The 16,688-nt window shown below is 69.7% G+C and carries 20 protein-coding genes and 1 pseudogene; 13 read left to right on the forward strand and 8 right to left on the reverse strand.

The features are described 5' to 3' along the window. Positions 1 to 9: 9 nt before the first annotated feature. Complete coding sequence (locus FCG67_RS14965) at positions 10 to 891, reverse strand: polysaccharide deacetylase family protein (protein WP_169310535.1); 882 nt, start codon at positions 889 to 891, stop codon at positions 10 to 12. Positions 892 to 989: 98 nt separating this feature from the next. Between FCG67_RS14965 and FCG67_RS14970 the strand changes: the two genes are divergently transcribed. Together FCG67_RS14970 and FCG67_RS14975 are read left to right on the forward strand one after the other, a co-directional pair. Beyond that, positions 990 to 2,024, forward strand: coding sequence for an NADP-dependent oxidoreductase (locus FCG67_RS14970; protein WP_136910522.1), 1,035 nt, complete (start codon positions 990 to 992; stop codon positions 2,022 to 2,024). Beyond that, positions 2,024 to 2,389 (forward strand): DUF2568 domain-containing protein, encoded by a 366-nt coding sequence (locus FCG67_RS14975; RefSeq protein ID WP_136910523.1) that lies wholly within the window; start codon positions 2,024 to 2,026, stop codon positions 2,387 to 2,389. Before FCG67_RS14970 ends, FCG67_RS14975 begins: the two co-directional genes overlap by 1 nt. 27 nt (positions 2,390 to 2,416) lie before the next feature. Here FCG67_RS14975 and FCG67_RS14980 read toward each other — a convergent pair. Next, positions 2,417 to 2,563: pseudogene (locus tag FCG67_RS14980) on the reverse strand (enoyl-CoA hydratase); the annotation flags it as partial. 165 nt (positions 2,564 to 2,728) lie between these two features. Here FCG67_RS14980 and FCG67_RS25030 point away from each other — a divergent pair. Beyond that, positions 2,729 to 3,058 carry a hypothetical protein gene (locus FCG67_RS25030; protein WP_169310536.1) on the forward strand — a complete coding sequence of 110 codons (330 nt, stop codon included), beginning with the start codon at positions 2,729 to 2,731 and terminating at the stop codon, positions 3,056 to 3,058. Between the two features lie 174 nt (positions 3,059 to 3,232). Further along, positions 3,233 to 3,628: a PPOX class F420-dependent oxidoreductase gene (locus FCG67_RS14985; protein ID WP_136910524.1), complete on the forward strand. Its 396-nt coding sequence runs from the start codon at positions 3,233 to 3,235 to the stop codon at positions 3,626 to 3,628. A gap of 1 nt (position 3,629) precedes the next feature. On the opposite strand, the gene FCG67_RS14990 is transcribed toward FCG67_RS14985, so the two are convergent. Beyond that, the gene (locus FCG67_RS14990) at positions 3,630 to 4,439 is read right to left on the reverse strand and encodes an enoyl-CoA hydratase (protein WP_136910525.1); all 810 of its coding nucleotides are present in this window, start codon (positions 4,437 to 4,439) and stop codon (positions 3,630 to 3,632) included. Positions 4,440 to 4,676: 237 nt separating this feature from the next. Here FCG67_RS14990 and FCG67_RS14995 point away from each other — a divergent pair, with 237 nt between their 5' ends. After that, positions 4,677 to 5,435, forward strand: a complete 759-nt coding sequence (locus FCG67_RS14995) for an SDR family NAD(P)-dependent oxidoreductase (protein ID WP_136910526.1) — start codon at positions 4,677 to 4,679, stop codon at positions 5,433 to 5,435. Between the two features lie 26 nt (positions 5,436 to 5,461). Here FCG67_RS14995 and FCG67_RS15000 read toward each other — a convergent pair whose 3' ends face one another. Continuing rightward, the gene (locus FCG67_RS15000; RefSeq protein ID WP_246045098.1) at positions 5,462 to 6,772 is read right to left on the reverse strand and encodes an amino acid permease; all 1,311 of its coding nucleotides are present in this window, start codon (positions 6,770 to 6,772) and stop codon (positions 5,462 to 5,464) included. 101 nt (positions 6,773 to 6,873) lie between these two features. Next, a complete protein-coding gene (gene dapD / locus FCG67_RS15005; RefSeq protein WP_077042460.1) occupies positions 6,874 to 7,827 on the reverse strand; it encodes a 2,3,4,5-tetrahydropyridine-2,6-dicarboxylate N-succinyltransferase in 954 nt (317 codons plus the stop codon). A gap of 103 nt (positions 7,828 to 7,930) precedes the next feature. On the opposite strand from dapD, the gene FCG67_RS15010 reads away from it, so the two are divergent. Further along, positions 7,931 to 8,857, forward strand: a complete 927-nt coding sequence (locus tag FCG67_RS15010) for an SMP-30/gluconolactonase/LRE family protein (RefSeq protein WP_136910528.1) — start codon at positions 7,931 to 7,933, stop codon at positions 8,855 to 8,857. A 73-nt stretch (positions 8,858 to 8,930) separates the two neighbouring features. Beyond that, positions 8,931 to 10,025: a succinyl-diaminopimelate desuccinylase gene (gene dapE, locus FCG67_RS15015; protein WP_136910529.1), complete on the forward strand. Its 1,095-nt coding sequence runs from the start codon at positions 8,931 to 8,933 to the stop codon at positions 10,023 to 10,025. A 6-nt stretch (positions 10,026 to 10,031) separates the two neighbouring features. Here dapE and FCG67_RS15020 read toward each other — a convergent pair whose 3' ends face one another. The 3 genes from FCG67_RS15020 to FCG67_RS15030 form a co-directional block, all read right to left on the reverse strand. Next, entirely contained in the window at positions 10,032 to 10,910 is an 879-nt protein-coding gene (locus tag FCG67_RS15020) for an LLM class F420-dependent oxidoreductase (protein WP_136910530.1), read from the reverse strand. 90 nt (positions 10,911 to 11,000) lie between these two features. Beyond that, complete coding sequence (locus FCG67_RS15025; RefSeq protein ID WP_136910531.1) at positions 11,001 to 11,678, reverse strand: MspA family porin; 678 nt, start codon at positions 11,676 to 11,678, stop codon at positions 11,001 to 11,003. An 11-nt stretch (positions 11,679 to 11,689) separates the two neighbouring features. Beyond that, complete coding sequence (locus tag FCG67_RS15030; RefSeq protein ID WP_211243219.1) at positions 11,690 to 12,343, reverse strand: MspA family porin; 654 nt, start codon at positions 12,341 to 12,343, stop codon at positions 11,690 to 11,692. Between the two features lie 187 nt (positions 12,344 to 12,530). Here FCG67_RS15030 and FCG67_RS15035 point away from each other — a divergent pair, with 187 nt between their 5' ends. Genes FCG67_RS15035 through FCG67_RS15060 form a run of 6 tightly spaced genes read left to right on the forward strand, consistent with a single transcriptional unit; the run spans position 12,531 to position 16,688 of the window. Then, positions 12,531 to 13,355, forward strand: a complete 825-nt coding sequence (locus tag FCG67_RS15035) for an LOG family protein (protein WP_097212534.1) — start codon at positions 12,531 to 12,533, stop codon at positions 13,353 to 13,355. Beyond that, positions 13,352 to 13,900 (forward strand): LOG family protein, encoded by a 549-nt coding sequence (locus FCG67_RS15040; RefSeq protein WP_246045088.1) that lies wholly within the window; start codon positions 13,352 to 13,354, stop codon positions 13,898 to 13,900. The genes FCG67_RS15035 and FCG67_RS15040 overlap by 4 nt, the downstream gene beginning before the upstream one ends. A gap of 22 nt (positions 13,901 to 13,922) precedes the next feature. Further along, positions 13,923 to 14,816: a dihydropteroate synthase gene (gene folP, locus FCG67_RS15045; protein WP_136910533.1), complete on the forward strand. Its 894-nt coding sequence runs from the start codon at positions 13,923 to 13,925 to the stop codon at positions 14,814 to 14,816. Continuing rightward, entirely contained in the window at positions 14,813 to 15,739 is a 927-nt protein-coding gene (locus tag FCG67_RS15050; RefSeq protein WP_136910534.1) for a glucosyl-3-phosphoglycerate synthase, read from the forward strand. The genes folP and FCG67_RS15050 overlap by 4 nt, the downstream gene beginning before the upstream one ends. Positions 15,740 to 15,795: 56 nt before the next feature. Further along, positions 15,796 to 16,107 carry a DivIVA domain-containing protein gene (locus FCG67_RS15055; protein ID WP_136910535.1) on the forward strand — a complete coding sequence of 104 codons (312 nt, stop codon included), beginning with the start codon at positions 15,796 to 15,798 and terminating at the stop codon, positions 16,105 to 16,107. Then, a complete protein-coding gene (locus FCG67_RS15060) occupies positions 16,104 to 16,688 on the forward strand; it encodes a DNA-3-methyladenine glycosylase I (RefSeq protein WP_136910536.1) in 585 nt (194 codons plus the stop codon). The genes FCG67_RS15055 and FCG67_RS15060 overlap by 4 nt, the downstream gene beginning before the upstream one ends.

A 16,688-nucleotide genomic window follows, 5' to 3' on the forward strand; every position in this document is an offset into this window, starting at 1 on the left:
AGGCTGGCCCTAGGCCAACGCGCCCGCACCACCGAGCGTGACGAACTCGCGGCCCTGCGCCCGCAGCGCGGGCAGGGCGGCGGCCAGTCCCTCCGCGGTGTCACCCGTGGGGCGGTTCATGTGCACGATCACGATCGACCCGGGCACAGCGGAGGTCAGCGCGCCCTGGACCTTCGAGGTGGGCATGGTCGCGCCGGAGTCGCCGTTCAGCGTGAAACCGACGACCTCTTCGCCGAGATCCCGGACGATGGCGGCCGCGACCTCGTCGCAGTGTGCGGTGCCCGGCCGGAACCATCGCGGCGCGACGCCGGTGATCTCCTGAAGCCTTCGGTGATTGACCAGTACCTCGTCGATGACCTCCGCCACGGAACGGGTGCCGGCGATCCCGTACGCCGATCGCCCGGTCACCGACAGCGGGAGGTGCTGCGTCCCGTGGTTGCCGAGCTCGATCAACGGGTTGTCCGCGAGGCGTACCGCCAGCGCCGGATTGGCGTCGATCCAGCGGCCGTTGAGGAACAGCGTGGCGGGCAGCCTTTCCCGCTCCAGCAGGCCCAGCAGATCGGAGTCCACCGCGGTACCGCCCGGGCCGCCGCACGCATCGAAGGTGAGGGCGAGCCTGCGGTCGGGCAGCGCGAGCCGGGTCCTGGTCCCGCTGACGGCGACACCCCATTCCCGGGGGACCGCGCCCGCGTACCTGGCCTGCACCGTCGCCACGGCGGGCCGGACCGGACTCAACAACGGGTAGTCGGTGGGGCTCTCGGCAGGCCCGACAGGGAGCGGCTCGGAACTGGCGACGGTGGGCCCGCTGACAACGGCGAACCGGTGCGCGGCGACCGCGACGCCACCGGCGAGGCCGAGCAGCAGGGACCGGCGGGTGAGGGGCGCGCGCACGGCGACACGCTATGACAGCTGAGGCGATCTCGCGCGTCGAGGCGAACCGTGGGCGGAGACGGCTCCTTTTGGGCCCGACGCGACTAACCTCGATAACCATGACCAAGCCAGCCGAGAACACCCGTATCGTGCTCGCGTCACGCCCCGTCGGCGAACCCCAGCCGTCCGATTTCCGGATCGAGACCGTCCCGGTGCCGGTTCCCGGCGACGGGCAGCTGCTGCTCAAGACCCTCTACCTCTCCCTCGATCCGTACATGCGGGGCCGGATGAGCGCGGCGAAGTCGTACGCCGATCCGGTCGAGCTCGGCGACGTGATGGTCGGCGGCACCGTGTGCGAGGTGGTCGAATCGAAGGACCCCGCCTTCCATGAGGGCGATGTGGTGCTGTCCTTCTCGGGCTGGCAGACGCACTCGGTGATCGACGCACACCACGTGCGCAAGCTCGATCCGGAGGCCGCGCCGGTGCAGAGCTGGTTGGGCGTGCTGGGGATGCCCGGCTTCACTGGGTACGCCGGGCTGCTGCGCATCGGCGATCCCAAGCCGGGGGAGACGGTGGTCGTCGCCGCCGCGACCGGGCCGGTCGGATCGGCCGTCGGGCAGATCGCGAAGATCAAGGGCGCAAGGGCGGTCGGCATCGCGGGCGGTCCCGAGAAGGTCGCCTACCTGCGCGAGATCGGCTTCGACGCCGCGATCGACCACCGCGCGCCGGATTTCGCCGAGCAACTCGCCGCGGCCTGCCCCGACGGCGTCGACGTGTACTTCGAGAATGTCGGCGGTGCGGTGTGGGCCGCGGTGTGCCCGCTGCTGAACGACTTCGCCCGGGTTCCGGTGTGCGGTCTGGTGTCGCACTACAACGAGACCGAGGCCCCCGCAGGACCGGACCGGCTGCCGGGCTTCATGAACGACGTGCTGAAGAAGAGCCTGACGATCCGCGGCTTCATCCAGAGCGAGTTCGTCAAGAGCGATTTCAAGGCATTCGTCGGCGACATGTCCGGCTGGATGCACGCCGGCCGCATCGCGTACCGCGAGGACATCGTCGAGGGGCTGGAGAATGCGCCCGCCGCCTTCAACGGGATGCTGGCCGGGCGTAACTTCGGCAAGCTGATCATCAAGGTGGCCGAGGCCGGCTCTTGATGGAGCTGGGTGAGCGGCCGCAGGCACAGGTCGGGCCGCTCGATCTGACCGCGTTCCTGTGTGAGCTGGCGATGCTCGTTCTTCTTGCGATGACCGGGGTCGCCGCGATGGATTCACTGCTCGGTCGGGTGCTCGTGGCGGTCGCGTTGCCGGCTGCGGCGGCGGGGATCTGGTCTGTGTGGATGGCACCGACGTCCCGCCGCAGGCTCGCCAATCCGTCCCGGCTCTACGCGCAGATCACGTTGTTCGCGGTGGTCGGGACAACGGCCGGGTTGTTGCTCGGCTGGCTCGTCGGCGCGGCCTTCTTCGTGGTGTCCGCGGTCGTGTTCGCGGAGCGGTGCAGGCGGGAGTTGCGCGCCACCTAGCGACCCGCCCTTGTGGTTCCGTGGCTCCTACTCGGTGTCCCGGAACACGGGTTCGTGGTTCTCACGCCGGGCCAGGGTGGCCTCCTCGAAGTTGTCGGTCATCAGCCGGATCATCAACTGGCCCAGTCCCTCTTGGTTCATGTGCATGGCCATCGAGGAGGCGTCCAGGCTCCACTTCCGCAAGCTGATCATCAAGGTCGCGTGACCACGCAACCCCGCCAGGGGTGAACATTCCGACCTCCTCAGGGTGCCCCTCCAGTACCCGAGGGCGGCTACTGAAAAACGTTGGTGCAAATGATGATTGATGGGCAAACCAATCCCAAGCCATTGGAGGCCCAGATGTCCAGTTCGAAGATCCGCACCGCAATCGCAGTCGCCGCCGCCAGCTTCGCCGTTGCCGCGGCCGCCGCCGGTCCTGCCTACGCGGTCACGGCCGCAAGCGCCGTCAAGCCCGCCGATCCCGTACCGGGTCCCACGGCTCCGGCTCCGACGCCCTGCCCGCCGGCGAGTGTCGCTGTCGCGTCCTACGTCGCCGCGCCGGCCGGCGGCGGCACCGGACCCACCGTTCCCAAGCCCTGCCCGGGCCGACCCGGTGGTGGCACCGGCGGCGGTGGCGGCACCGGTGGGGGAACGGGCGGCGGCACCGGCGGAGGCGGTGGCCCCAAGTAGAGCCGGACATCAGCTGCCCGCCGTCACCTCGACGGCGGGCAGCTGCTTGTGCGTATCCATCCTGGATGTCATGTCCGGCTGATCATCAAGGTCGCGTGACCACCCGGGTCTTGACCTGAAGTGCGGTTGAGGTCATAGCGTCGCGGGTGCATCGCACCGACGACGGGAGTCCCCATGACCGCGACAGCGTCCGCCCTCACGCCCGCTCAGATCGAGTACCTCGGCAGCCAGCGGCTCGGCCGTCTCGCCACGGTCGATCGCAGCGGCGCCCCGCAGAACAACCCGGTGGGATATCGGTACAACGCCGAGCTCGGCACCGTCGACATCGGCGGCCACAACCTCGGTGCCAGCAGGAAGTTCCGCAACCTCGCGGGCAACGACCGAGTGGCCTTCGTCGTCGACGACCTCGCGTCGATCCAGCCGTGGGCGGTGCGATGCATCGAGATCCGCGGCAGGGCAGAGGCCTTGACGGGCGTGGAGCCGTGGGGGAGGGGGATGTCGCCGGAGCTGATCCGCATCCACCCCGACCGGGTGATCGCGTTCGGGCTGGACTCCGACGCGGGCGCCTGAACTACTTGCTGTCCCGGAACACCGGCTCCCGCTTCTCGCGCCGGGCCAGGGTGGCCTCCTCGAAGTTGTCGGTCATCAGGCGGATCATCAACTGACCCAGGCCTTCCTGGTTCATGTGCTGCGCCATCGAGGAGGCGTCCAGGCTGGACCACAGGGTGCGCTTGGTGAGCTCGACGCCGGGCCGGGAGAAGGCCGCGATCCGTGTCGCCAGGTCGAAGCACTCATCGAGCAGGTCCTGGCCGTCGATGATGCGGGAGACGAGCCCGATCCGCTCGGCCTCCTCGGCGTCGATGTCGCGGCCGGACAGCATGATCTCGAACGCGCGGGACGACCCGATCGCGCGCGGCAGCAGGTAGCTCAGCCCGAGCTCGCTGGCGGTCAGTCCGTTGTTGATGCCTGCCGCCCGGAAGTACGCCTCCGGGGCTGCCATCCGGATGTCAGCGGCCAGCGACAGGCAGAAGCCGCCGCCGATCGCGGCACCGTTGACCGCGGCGATCACCGGCTGGTGCATCCGGCGGATCGCCAGCACAACGTCGTCGAGGATCTCCATCGCGCGCAACGCGATCGACGGGCGGGTGAGGCCGTCGATGTGCGGGGGACTGCCCGCGGAGGCTTGGTCGGCGCCCGAGCAGAAACCGTGGCCCGCGCCGGTGAGGACGACCGCGCGCACCGAGTTGTCGTTGCTGATCGCCTCGAGCGATTCCTTGAGCGGAACCATCACGTCGAACGCCATGGCGTTCATCCGCTCGGGACGGTTGAGGGTCACCAGGGCCACGTTCTCGCGGGGCCGCTCGACGAGGACAAAACTCATGGCCGTTCTCCTGCTCGACGACGGACGTAGGTCGCGCCGACACTACGTCCTGCCGGGCCGCCGTGGAGCGGTTTCTGGCACCAGGTGCAGGATGCGCCCCGAGGAGGTGTCCACCTCCGACCCGACGCCGCCGGAAACGCGTCGTCCGATTCCCGCCAGCGCCGAGTCCCGGGATTCCGCAGTCTGAATCAGGTGCTCACCGCACCACTTTCAGCAGATCTCCCGAAAGGACTCATCATGTCTTCGCGTCTGGACTCCAAGGTCTTCATCGTCACCGGCGGCACCTCCGGCATCGGCCTCGCGGTCGCCCGTCGGCTCACGGCGGAGGGCGCCGCGGTCGTGCTCGGCGCCCGCCGCCGGGAGGTCGGCGAGGACGCAGCCGCGGGCATCCGTGCCGCGGGCGGCACAGCGATCTTCGTGCCCGCGGACGTGTCGGTGGAGGCGGACGCCGCGGCACTGGTCGCCGCAGCGGTCGCCGAGTTCGGGCGGCTGGACGGGGCCTTCAACAACGCAGGCGGCGTCAATGCGTCCGGCCCGGTGTCCGGGATCGACGGGGCCGACTGGGACGCGGAGCTCGCGCAGAACGTCACCAGCGTCTTCCACTGCCTCAAGCACCAGATTCCCGCGGTCCTCGAGACCCGCGGGGCCATCGTCAACAACGCGTCCAACCTGGGCGCCGTCGGGCTGCCCGAGGTCGCACCCTATGTCGCGGCCAAGCACGCCGTCGTGGGACTGACCCGGGCCGTCGCGCTGGAGGTCGCCGAGCGGGGAGTGCGGGTCAACGCCATCACCACCGGCGGGGTCGACACGCCGCTCTCCCGCGGATCGATGGCCCCCACCGACGAGGCGATGGCACAGATCGCGGCCCTGCACCCGGTGAACCGCGTCGCCCAGCCGGAGGAGATCGCGCCGTTCGTCGCGTTCCTGCTGAGCGAGGAGGCATCGTTCGTGACCGGCGCCGCGCTCGCGATCGACGGGGGCTTCACGGCGCGCTGAGCGGAACCGGACGCGCGTGCGGCCGCCTAGGCCTCGGCGGCCGCACGCCGCCTGCGCGCATTGAGCACCGACAGGCCGGCGATCACCGCGAACAGCACGGCCGTGGAGATCAGCTGATTGCGGGCGTCGGCGTCGGTCAGCATCAGCAGGATCAGGCCGCCGAGCGCGGCCAGGGTGAACCAGCTCAGGTAGGGGAAGCCCCACATCCGGAGGCTGAGCTTGCCCTCGGCCTCCAGCCGCGGTCGCAGCCGCAGCTGCGAGACCACGATGAAGATCCAGATCACCAGCAGCGCGGCGCCGACGGCGTTGAGCAGGATCGACAGCAGCGAGTCCGGCAGCAGCCAGTTCAGCAGCACGCTGACGAAGCCGAAGAACACCGAGAGCAGCACCGCGTTGGTCGGCACCCCGGTCTTGGACAGGCCGCCAAGCAGCGCCGGACCGTCGCCGCGACGGGCGAGCGAATAGGCCATCCGGGAGGTGCCGTAGACGTTGGCGTTGAAGGCCGACAGCAGCGCAACCACGACCACCAGTTCCATGAAACCGGCCACGTAGGAGATGTGCGCCTGGTTCAGGACGGCAACGAAGGGGCCGCTCTGCAGCTGCGGCGAGTTCCAGGGCAGCACCAGCACCATGATCGCGATCGAGCCGATGTAGAACACGCTGATGCGCCACACCACGCTGCGCACGGCCGTGGCGATCGAGTGCTCGGGGTCCTTCGACTCGGCCGCGGCGATCGTCACGATCTCGATGCCGCCGAACGCGAACGCGACCACGAGTAGGCCCGCGGCGATGCCCGCGAAGCCGTTCGGCATGAAGCCGCCCTGGCCGAACAGGTTCGTGAACCCGACCGGGTCGGTGTCCGGCAGCAGCCCGAAAACGAGCAGCACGCCGATCACCAGGAAGGCGATGATGACCGCGACCTTGATGGCGGCGAACCAGAACTCGAACTCGCCGAAGTTGCTCACCTTGGCCAGGTTCACCACCGCGAAGAAGGTGACGAAGACCAGCGCGACCACCCACTGCGGCACCCCGGGCAGCCAGCCGTGCACGATCGCCGAGGCGCCGGTGATCTCGGCGCCGAGCACCATGATCAGCATGAACCAGTAGAGCCAGCCCATCGTGAAGCCGGCCCACTCGCCGATGCCGATCCGCGCGTAGTGGCTGAACGAGCCGCTGGCCGGGATCGCCGCGCCCATCTCGCCGAGCATCCGCATCACGAAGACCACGATGATGCCGGCGATGATGTACGAGATCAGCACGGCCGGGCCGGCTTTCGCGATCCCGACACCGGTGCCGAGGAACAACCCGGCGCCGATCGCGGAACCGAGGCCCATCATCGTCAGATGGCGGACCTTGAGCCCGTGCCCGAGGTGCGAGGTGTCGCCCTCCTCGGCGAGGGCTGTTGCGGTGTCCTTTGCCGGGTCGCTCGTCTTCATCGTCAGTCGTTCTTGTGCAACGCGGCGTTGAGCTCGACGCCGGTGCCCTTCCACGGCGCCACCTCGACGGCGCCGGACACCGAGTTGCGGCGGAACAGGATGTTGGACTGGCCGTTGAGCTCCTTGGCCTTGATCACGGTGCCGTCCGGGCCGGAGACCTTGGTGCCGGAGGTGATGTACAGGCCCGCCTCGACCACGCAGTCGTCGCCGAGGGAGATGCCGAGACCGGAGTTCGCGCCCAGCAGGCAGCGCTTGCCCACCGAGATGACCTCCTTGCCGCCGCCGGACAGGGTGCCCATGATCGAGGCGCCGCCACCGACATCGGAACCGTCGTCGACGACGACGCCCGCGGAGATGCGGCCCTCGACCATCGAGTTGCCGAGGGTGCCTGCGTTGAAGTTCACGAAGCCCTCGTGCATGACCGTGGTGCCGCTGGCCAGGTGCGCGCCGAGGCGGACCCGGTCCGCGTCGGCGATCCGGACGCCCGAGGGGACCACATAGTCGACGAGGCGCGGGAACTTGTCGATGCCGTACACCGTGACCTGGCCGCGGGCGCGCAGCTTGGCGCGGACCACCTCGAAGCCATCGACCGCGCAGGGGCCGAAGTTGGTCCACACCACGTTGGCGAGCAGGCCGAAGACGCCGTCGAGGTTGGCGCCGTGCGGCTGGACGAGGCGGTGCGAGATCAGGTGCAGGCGCAGGTAGGCGTCGTGCGCGTCGACCGGCGCGGCGGCCAGATCGGCGATCGAGGTGCGCACCGCGACCTGCTTGACGCCGCGGGCCTCGTCCTCGCCGACCAGCGCGGCCAGCTCGGCCGGGATGTCGGCGCCCTCGAGCACGACGGTGCCCGTCTCGGCCACATCGCCCAGCGTGGGCTCCGGGTACCAGGTGTCGAGGACGACCCCGCCCGTGGTCACGTTTGCGATACCGACTGCCGATGCTCCCTGAGTGCTCACGGGCAGTCAGGGTACCGGCTGGAGTAATTGAACCGTCACCCGCGCGCATCCCGTGCAAGGCTGAGCGCTGACCGTCGTACCGGCCGAATGGATGTGGGGACGCATGCGTGGAATCGGATTCGCCAGCTCGGTCAGGATCGCCGCGGCCGGGGCAGCGGTGGTCGCGGCCCTCTCGCTGCTGTCGACGCCGCAGGCGGGCGCCGCGCCCCTCTGCCCCGGCGCGGGGCAGGCGCCCGTGCTGGTCGGCCGGGTGCCGGGCGCGGCCATCGAGGGAGCGGCCGTCGACGGTGCGGGCAGGCTCTACCTCACGGACCTGCGCAGCAACCGGGTGCTCCGGATCGACCGGCCAGGCGACCCGGCGGTCCCGTTCGCGACCCTGCCCGGCCCGATCGGCGGCGGCCTGGCCTTCGCGCCGGACGGCGCCCTGCTGGTCGGCTACGGCGACGCCCGCGTGTTCGTCGGCGACCTCGCGCGGCCGGCGGGGATCGTCAGGATCGACGTCGGGACCGGCACGGTGCACCCGTTCGCGTCGGGGCTCTCCGCGGCGAACGGCCTTGCCGTGACCCGCGACGGCATTGTGTACGCCACCAACGACCTCGCGTCGCTGGTCGGTCGGGTGTTGCCGAACGGTGTCGTGCAGCCCGACTGGGCCGTGCTGCCCAGCGCCAACGGCGCCGCGCTCAGCGCCGACGACCGCTATCTCTACGTCTCGCGGACCTTCGTGAATCCGGGCGTGAGCCGGATCCCGCTGGCGAACCCGGCGGCGCCCGAGTCGCTGGTGGACTTCGGCGGCGCCGACACGTTCGTCGCGCCGGACGGGCTGGTGCTGGACGCTGCCGGCCGTCCGATCGTGCCCACCGACATCAGCGGCGAGATCCTGCGGGTGGACGGGCCGAACCGGTACTGTGCCCTCGCCGGCGGCCTGCCGGGATCCAGCGTGCTGACCTTCGGCAGCGGCGGCTCCGGGTTCTCCGCCGGCCGGCTGTTCCGGGCAGGCTTCGACGGCGACATCTACGAGATAGGCGCCTAGCGCCCGTGCGTGGTTGACGAGTCCCTGGACTCGGTAACCACGCACGGGCGGCGGAGCCGCCTAATCTGATCGAGTGACCCCGACGCCGCGCCTGGACCTGCACGCCGACCCGATCGAGCTGACCGCCGCGCTGGTGGACATCCCGAGCGTCTCCCACGATGAGGCCCTGATCGCGGATGCGGTGGAGGCGGCGCTGCGCGAGCAGACCATCGGCTTCGAGGTGATCCGAAACGGCAACGCGGTGCTCGCCCGCACCGACCTGGGACTGCCGAGCCGGGTGATGCTGGCCGGCCACCTGGACACGGTGCCGATCGCCGACAACGTGCCAAGCACGCGCACCCTCGACCCCGAGCAGGGCGAGCTGCTGCACGGCTGCGGCACCGTCGACATGAAGTCCGGCGACGCGGTGTTCCTGCACCTGGCCGCGACGACCGAGGAACTCGCGCACGATCTGACGCTGGTGTTCTACGACTGCGAGGAGATCGCGGCCGTGCACAACGGTCTCGGCCGGATCGAGCGTGAGCTGCCGCAGTGGCTGCAGGCAGACGTCGCGGTGCTCGGCGAACCGTCGGGCGGGTTCATCGAGGCCGGCTGCCAGGGCACCCTGCGGGTGCGGCTGACGACCTCCGGCACCCGCGCGCACTCGGCGCGATCGTGGCTGGGGGACAACGCGATCCACAAGTTCGGGCCGCTACTGGCCCGGCTCGCCGACTATCAGGCGCGCTCGGTGGACATCGACGGCTGTGTCTACCGCGAGGGTCTTTCCGCGGTGCGCATCGCCGGGGGAGTGGCCGGGAACGTGGTGCCCGACGCCGCCGAGGTGGACGTCAACTTCCGGTTCGCGCCCGACCGAACCGTGGACCAGGCGATCGAGCACGTCCGGGAGGTGGTGGACGGTCTCGGACTCGGCTTCGAGGTGACGGACAGTTCGGCGGGGGCGTTGCCCGGCCTGGGTGCCCCGGCCGCTGCCGCGCTGATCGGCGCGGCGGGCGGACAGTTCCGCGCGAAGTACGGCTGGACCGATGTCGCCCGGTTCTCGGCGCTCGGCATCCCGGCCGTCAACTACGGACCCGGCGACCCGAACCTCGCGCACAAGCGGGACGAGCACGTCCCGACCGCGCAGATCACCGAGGTCACCCGGGTGCTGCGCGGCTACCTCAGCGCCTGACGGTTCTCACGCGGACGCGATCGCTGGCAGCCAGCGGTCGGCGATCGACCGGACCCAGTCGGCCGCCGCGCCTGCATCGTCGGGCGGAGCCGCGACGAGCACGAGTTCGTCGACGCCCGCGCAGGCAAGTGCGGTGACGTCGCCGAGATCGACATCGCGCAGCGCCACGGCCATCCGCAGCTCGCCGGGGTCGCGCCCGACCTCGCGGCACAGTCCACGGAGGGTGTCGATCCGTTCCGCGGCCTCCAGGGCGTCGGAGAGATTGAAGCCGTACCACCCGTCGCCCCATGTCGCGGCCCGTCGCAGCGCCGGGTCACTGTTGCCGCCGACGACGATGGGGATGCGACGGTCGCGGACCGGTTTGGGATTGACCCGCACGGCGTCGAAGCTGACGAACTCGCCATCGAAGGAGGCGACGTCGTCACGCCAGAGCGTCCGCATGGCCGCGACGTACTCGGCAGCGCGCGGGCCGCGCCGAGCGAACGGAACGCCGAGCGCGGCGAATTCTTCTTCGGACCAGCCGATGCCGACGCCGAGCGTCAACCGGCCACCGCTCATCAGGTCCAGTGTCGCGGCCTGCTTGGCCAACAGGACGGGGTTGTGTTCGGGGAGAAGGAGTATGCCCGTCGCGATGTGGATCCTGCGCGTCGCCGCTGCGGCGAAGCTGAGCCCGATCATCGGGTCGAGCCAGTCCGCGACGGCGGGAACCGCGATCCTGCCGTCGTCGGCATACGGATAGCGGGAGGTCGGACGGTCCACCATCACGACATGCTCGCCCGCCCAGAGCGTCGCGAAGCCGGAGTCGTCGGCGGCGACTGCGACGGCGTCGATCACCTCGCGGCGAGCGCCGGTGCCGATTCCCAGCGCGTGGAGCCCCAGACGCATCGGTCAATCGTGGCACACGCGACGCGGCGCCGCCGGTAGAACGCCGCCGGCCTCACCCAGGCGGTCGATGGGTGAGGCCGGCCGCGATGACTAGCCGATGCTGAACGGCTGTCCCCACAGCGTGGTGCTGCTGGTGATGTTGTCCGTGCTCACCGAGACGGTGGCGTAGGAGCGGGCCTGTGCATAGCCGGCGCAGCCCTCGACGCCGATGGTGGAGTCTGCGTAGGTGACGCTGCCGCTCTTGCCCTTGAACGAGTTTGCGCCGGAGTGGGATTCGTTGCCGTAGCCGTCCTCCTTCTCCAGGTCGAGGAGCCGAATGTTCTTGGCCTGGCCGGGGCCGATGCTGACGGTGCCCGCGCCCTTGGCGGTCTGCTTGACGTTCTCGCCCTCCCAGCCCGAGGACATCCCGGTGTCGGCGCCACCCTTGCCGCCGAGGGTCAGCTGGCAGGCCACCACGTATCCCGCGGTGATGCTGCCGCCCTTGGCGTTCGGCCCGGTGACCTCGGCGCCGATCCGGCCGGACACCCATACGTTGCGGTGCAGCGGGGTCGCGCCCATCGACGGCGAGATGTTGGCGGTCTCGCCGGTACGGGTGATCGTGACGACCGTGCCGTCGGCGAGGGTCTTGCTGATGCTGCCGTCCGGCAGGGGGACGAAGGTGTCGGCGTTCGCCGCGCCCGCGGACAGCAAGCCGACCGCAATTGCCGTGGCCGCGCCGACGGCGGCGATCTGCAGCCCGCGACGCAGGCCGGTGTTGCTGGAGTTCATGATTTCCCTTGCTATCCGATGCTGAACGGCTGGCCGTACAGGGTGGTCTTGGAGTAGTTGTCGCCGACGATCTCAACCACGGTGTAAGCGCGGGCCTGCGCGTAGCCGCCGCAGTTCTGGACCTCGAGCTGTGTGTCCTGGTACTGGACCGAGTACTTGCCGTTCTTCTTGATGTCCTTGCCGCTCACGCCGACGAACTTGACCTGGCCCGCGGAGACAGGGACGGTCAACGACCCCGACACCGACGGTCCCGACAGGTCCATCGAGGCGCCGATCGAGCCACCGAGGCCGGTGATGTCCACCTGGCAGCCCACGATGTAGCCGGTGCTGATCCGCGAGACCCCGTGCGTGGACGAGTTGTTGGTGCCCTTGTCGTTGGTGGCCCCGTTCCAGGGACCGGCCTCGCCTTCCTTGGTGACGCCGGTGACGTCCGCGGTGACGGTGCCCGAGACCCACGCCGTGCGGCCGGCGCCATTGGCGGCCAGCGACGGCGAGATCAGGACACTCTCGCCGGTGCGGGAAACGACCGCACCCGGTCCGGCCTTCTGCCCGTCGGGCAGCGGCACGAAGGTGTCGGCATGCGCCGCACCCGTCGACATCAGGCCGATCGCGACCGCGGCGACCGCGGCGGCGCCTGCCATACGGGCGCCGCGCACCACGGACATGTTCTTCACATTCAAAGCAATCCCCTCACAAGGAATCTCGACCGGCCAACTCGGGTGACCGAGGCGGGCGGGGCGTATCGTTACCGCCGCGAACAAGAAGTTAGCGAAGGCTAAACTACTTTGCAATCGCTTGCTGTGGCGTTTACCCAGTGAAATGGGTCACCCGCGTCGGGATAGCCTTGCTCGCATGGCACCCGACAAGACGCCCGGCCGGGCCGCGAAGCAGAACACCTCGAAGCGGGGCAGTGCTTCGGTCAAGCACCGCGGACCGATCCTGCTCCGCCGCGATCGCAAGGTGGAGACGACAACCACCGACTCGAGGCTGCTCGATCAGCGTGGGCCGACCGACTGGGTGCACACCGATCCGTGGCGGGTGCTGCGGATCCAGAGCGAGTTCGTCGAGGGCTTCGGAGCGCTCGCGGAGGTGCCGCGTGCGGTGACGGTGTTCGGCTCCGCGCGAACCGGGTCCGATCACCCCGAGTACACCGCGGGCCGTGACCTCGGTGCCGCACTGGCCGAGGCCGGGTACGCCGTCATCACCGGGGGCGGCCCCGGCGTGATGGAGGCCGCGAACCGTGGTGCCAGCGAGTCGGGCGGTTACTCGATCGGGCTCGGCATCGAGCTGCCGTTCGAGCAGGGCCTCAACGAGTGGGTCGACCTCGGCATCAACTTCCGCTACTTCTTCGCCCGCAAGACCATGTTCGTCAAGTACTCGCAGGCCTTCATCTGTCTGCCGGGCGGGTTCGGCACCCTCGACGAACTGTTCGAGGCGCTGACCCTGGTGCAGACCCGCAAGGTCACCCGGTTCCCCATCGTGCTGTTCGGCACCCAGTACTGGTCCGGCTTGCTCGAGTGGATCAAGACGACGCTGGTGGAGAGCGGCAAGATCTCCGAGAGCGACGTCGAACTGCTCCACGTGACCGACAGCGTCGAGGAGGCCGTGCGCATCGTCGTCGAGTCGCAGCACGGCGTCGACGCCGCCGAGCTGATGGGCACCGAGGAGGAATGGTGATCTTCCCGATCCGCACCATCTGTGTGTACTGCGCCTCCGGGCCGGTCGACGATTCGTACCTGGCGCTCGCGACGGAACTGGGCACCGAAATCGGCCGACGGGGGCTGCGGTTGGTCTCGGGCGGCGGCAACGTCTCGATGATGGGCGCGGTGGCAAGGGCCACCCGCGAGGCCGGTGGCTGGACCATCGGCGTCATCCCGAAGGCGTTGGTGCACAGGGAGGTCGCCGATACCGATGCCGACGAACTGATCGTCACCGACACGATGCGTCAGCGGAAGCAGATCATGGAGGACCGCGCCGACGCCTTCATCACCCTGCCGGGTGGGATCGGCACGCTCGAGGAACTCTTCGAGACCTGGACTGCGGGCTACCTGGGCATGCATGCCAAGCCGGTGGTCCTGCTCGACCCGGTCGGCCACTACTCGGGGCTGCTGAGCTGGCTGGACGGTCTGCGCGACGGCGGCTTCGTGCAGCAGCGGGCCCTCGACGGGCTGCTCGTGACGTCCGGGGTCGGCGAGGCGCTCGACGCCTGCACCACCCCGTGATCGTCGGTGCCTGCATGTCACTATGAAGCCCATGACCGAACCCCACCTCGCGGCCTCGCCGACCCTGTGCGGCAAGCCGGTGGCGACCGATCGGGCCCTGGTGATGGCGATCGTCAACCGCACCCCGGATTCGTTCTACGACAGGGGCGCCACCTTCACCGATGAGGCGGCCATGGCGGCCGTCCACCGGGCAGTCGACGAGGGTGCGGACCTGGTCGACATCGGTGGCGTCAAGGCGGGCCCGGGAGACGAGGTGGACACCGCCGAGGAGATCCGCCGGGTGGTGCCGTTCGTGAAGGCGATCCGCGGCCGGTACCCGGACCTGCTGATCTCCGTGGACACCTGGCGCGGCCCTGTCGCCAGGCTGGCCTGTGGTGCGGGCGCCGACCTGATCAACGACACCTGGTCCGGTGCCGATCCGACGCTGGTGGAGGTCGCGGCCGAACTGGGCGCCGGATACGTCTGCTCGCACACCGGCGGCGCCGTGCCCCGGACCCGGCCGCACCGCGTCCGCTACACGGACGTGGTCGCGGATGTGGTCGACGAGGTGGTGACGGCGGCGCAGCGGGCGCGCGATCTCGGCGTCCCCGCCGACGGGATCCTCATCGATCCGACCCACGATTTCGGCAAAAACACCTTCCACGGGCTCGAGTTGTTGCGGCGCGTGGACGTTCTTGTAAACACCGGGTGGCCTGTCCTGATGGCACTGAGCAACAAGGATTTTATCGGGGAGACTCTAGGTGTAGAACTCGCCGAGCGGTTGGAGGGTACGTTGGCAGCAACAGCATTGGCAGCCGCAGAAGGTGCCCGAGTCTTCAGGGTCCACGAGGTCGCATCCACCAGACGAGTGGTCGACATGGTCGCCGCGATCATCGGCACCAGGGCGCCGGCCCGCACGGTCAGGGGGCTGGCATGAGGACGAGCACGAGCGGTGAGCGTGTCTGGTCGGAGGCGAACAGCTGGGACCACCCGGCGTGGAGCATCGCCGACCTGATCGCGGCGAAGGCAGGCCGGACGGTGTCCGTCGTGCTGCCCGCACTGAACGAGGAGAAGACGGTCTCCGCGGTGGTGGACACCATCCATCCGCTGCTCGGCAGCCTGGTGGACGAGCTGATCGTGCTCGACTCCGGGTCAACCGACGAGACCGCGGAACGGGCCGCCGCGGCGGGGGCCACCGTGGTCAGTCGCGAGCAGGCGGTGCCCGGCCTCGCGCCGGTCCCCGGCAAGGGCGAGGTGCTCTGGCGCTCGATCGCGGCGAGCACGGGCGACCTGATCGCCTTCGTCGATTCCGACCTGATCAACCCCGACCCGGAGTTCGTGCCGAAGTTGCTCGGCCCGCTGCTGACGGTCGACGGCATCCACCTCGTGAAGGGGTACTACCGGCGGCCGCTGCGGGTCAGCGGGACCGAGGATGCGAACGGCGGCGGCCGGGTCACCGAGTTGGTCGCGCGACCGCTGCTGGCGGCGATGCGGCCCGAGCTGACCTCGGTGCTGCAACCACTCGGCGGTGAGTACGCGGGGACGAGGGAACTGTTGTCCGCGGTCCCGTTCGCGCCCGGGTACGGGGTGGAGATCGGGCTGCTGCTCGACACCTACGACCGGCTCGGGCTCAGCGCCATCGGCCAGGTGAACCTGGGGGTGCGCAAGCACCGCAACCGGCCGCTGGTCGAGCTCGGCGTGATGAGCAGGCAGATCATCGGCACCATGCTCCGCCGGTGCGGTATCGAGGATTCCGGAGCGGGGCTGACGCAGTTCCTGGCCGAGGGCGACTCGTTCGTCCCGGTGACCACCGAGGTGTCGCTGGCGGACCGGCCGCCGATGAACACGCTCAGGTCGTAGGGCAGGCGGGTCACCGGGTTGCGGCGCATGTCGGACCGCCGTGACAGGATCGGATCATGTTCACGGTGCTGCTCTATCTGCTGATCATGGCGCTGGTCGGTGGGCTGCTGTTCCTGGCCGCCTCGGCGGTGTTCGGGCGCGGTGAGGAGATGGCCCCGCTGCCGCCGGGGACCACAGCCACCATGCTCCCTGCCGAGGACGTCACCGGCGCGGACGTCCGCGCGCTGCGGTTCCAGCAGACCGTGCGCGGGTACAAGTCCGCCGAGGTGGATTGGGCGCTGGATCGGTTGGGTCGCGAGATCGATTCGCTGCGGGGCGAATTGGCGAGCCTGCGCGAGGCGCCGGTCTCCGGGCCGGAGAAGCCATGAGCGAGGACGTGTCCTACGACGGCCGGACCCGGTGCCCGTGGGCGGTCGACGGGTCGGGATCTCGGATCTACCGCGACTACCACGACCAGGAATGGGGTGTGCCCCTGCGAGGTCGGGACGAGCTCTTCGAGCGGCTGTGCCTGGAGGCCTTCCAGTCGGGGCTGTCCTGGATCACCGTGCTCCGCAAGCGGGAGGCCTTCCGCTCCGCGTTCGCGGGGTTCGCGGTCGAGGCGGTGGCCGCGTTCGGAGCCGACGACGTCGAGCGACTGCTCGGCGATCCGGGCATCGTCCGCAATCGGGCGAAGATCGAGGCCTGCGTCGCGAACGCGCGGGCGGTGCTCGAGATGCCGGACACCGATCTCGACTCGCTGCTCTGGTCGTTCGCCCCCGAGCCACGCCCGAGCCGGTTACGTACCGTCGGCGAAGTTCCCGCGGTGACCGCGGAATCGACGGCCATGGCCAAGGAACTCAAGAGCCGGGGGTTCAAGTTTGTGGGTCCCACCACGGCATATGCCCTGATGCAGGCGACCGGGATGGTCGACGATCACCTGCTCGATTGCTGGGTCGAGGTGCGCCGCTGA

This window comes from Rhodococcus oryzae (assembly GCF_005049235.1).
Lineage (GTDB): Bacteria > Actinomycetota > Actinomycetes > Mycobacteriales > Mycobacteriaceae > Rhodococcus_G > Rhodococcus_G oryzae.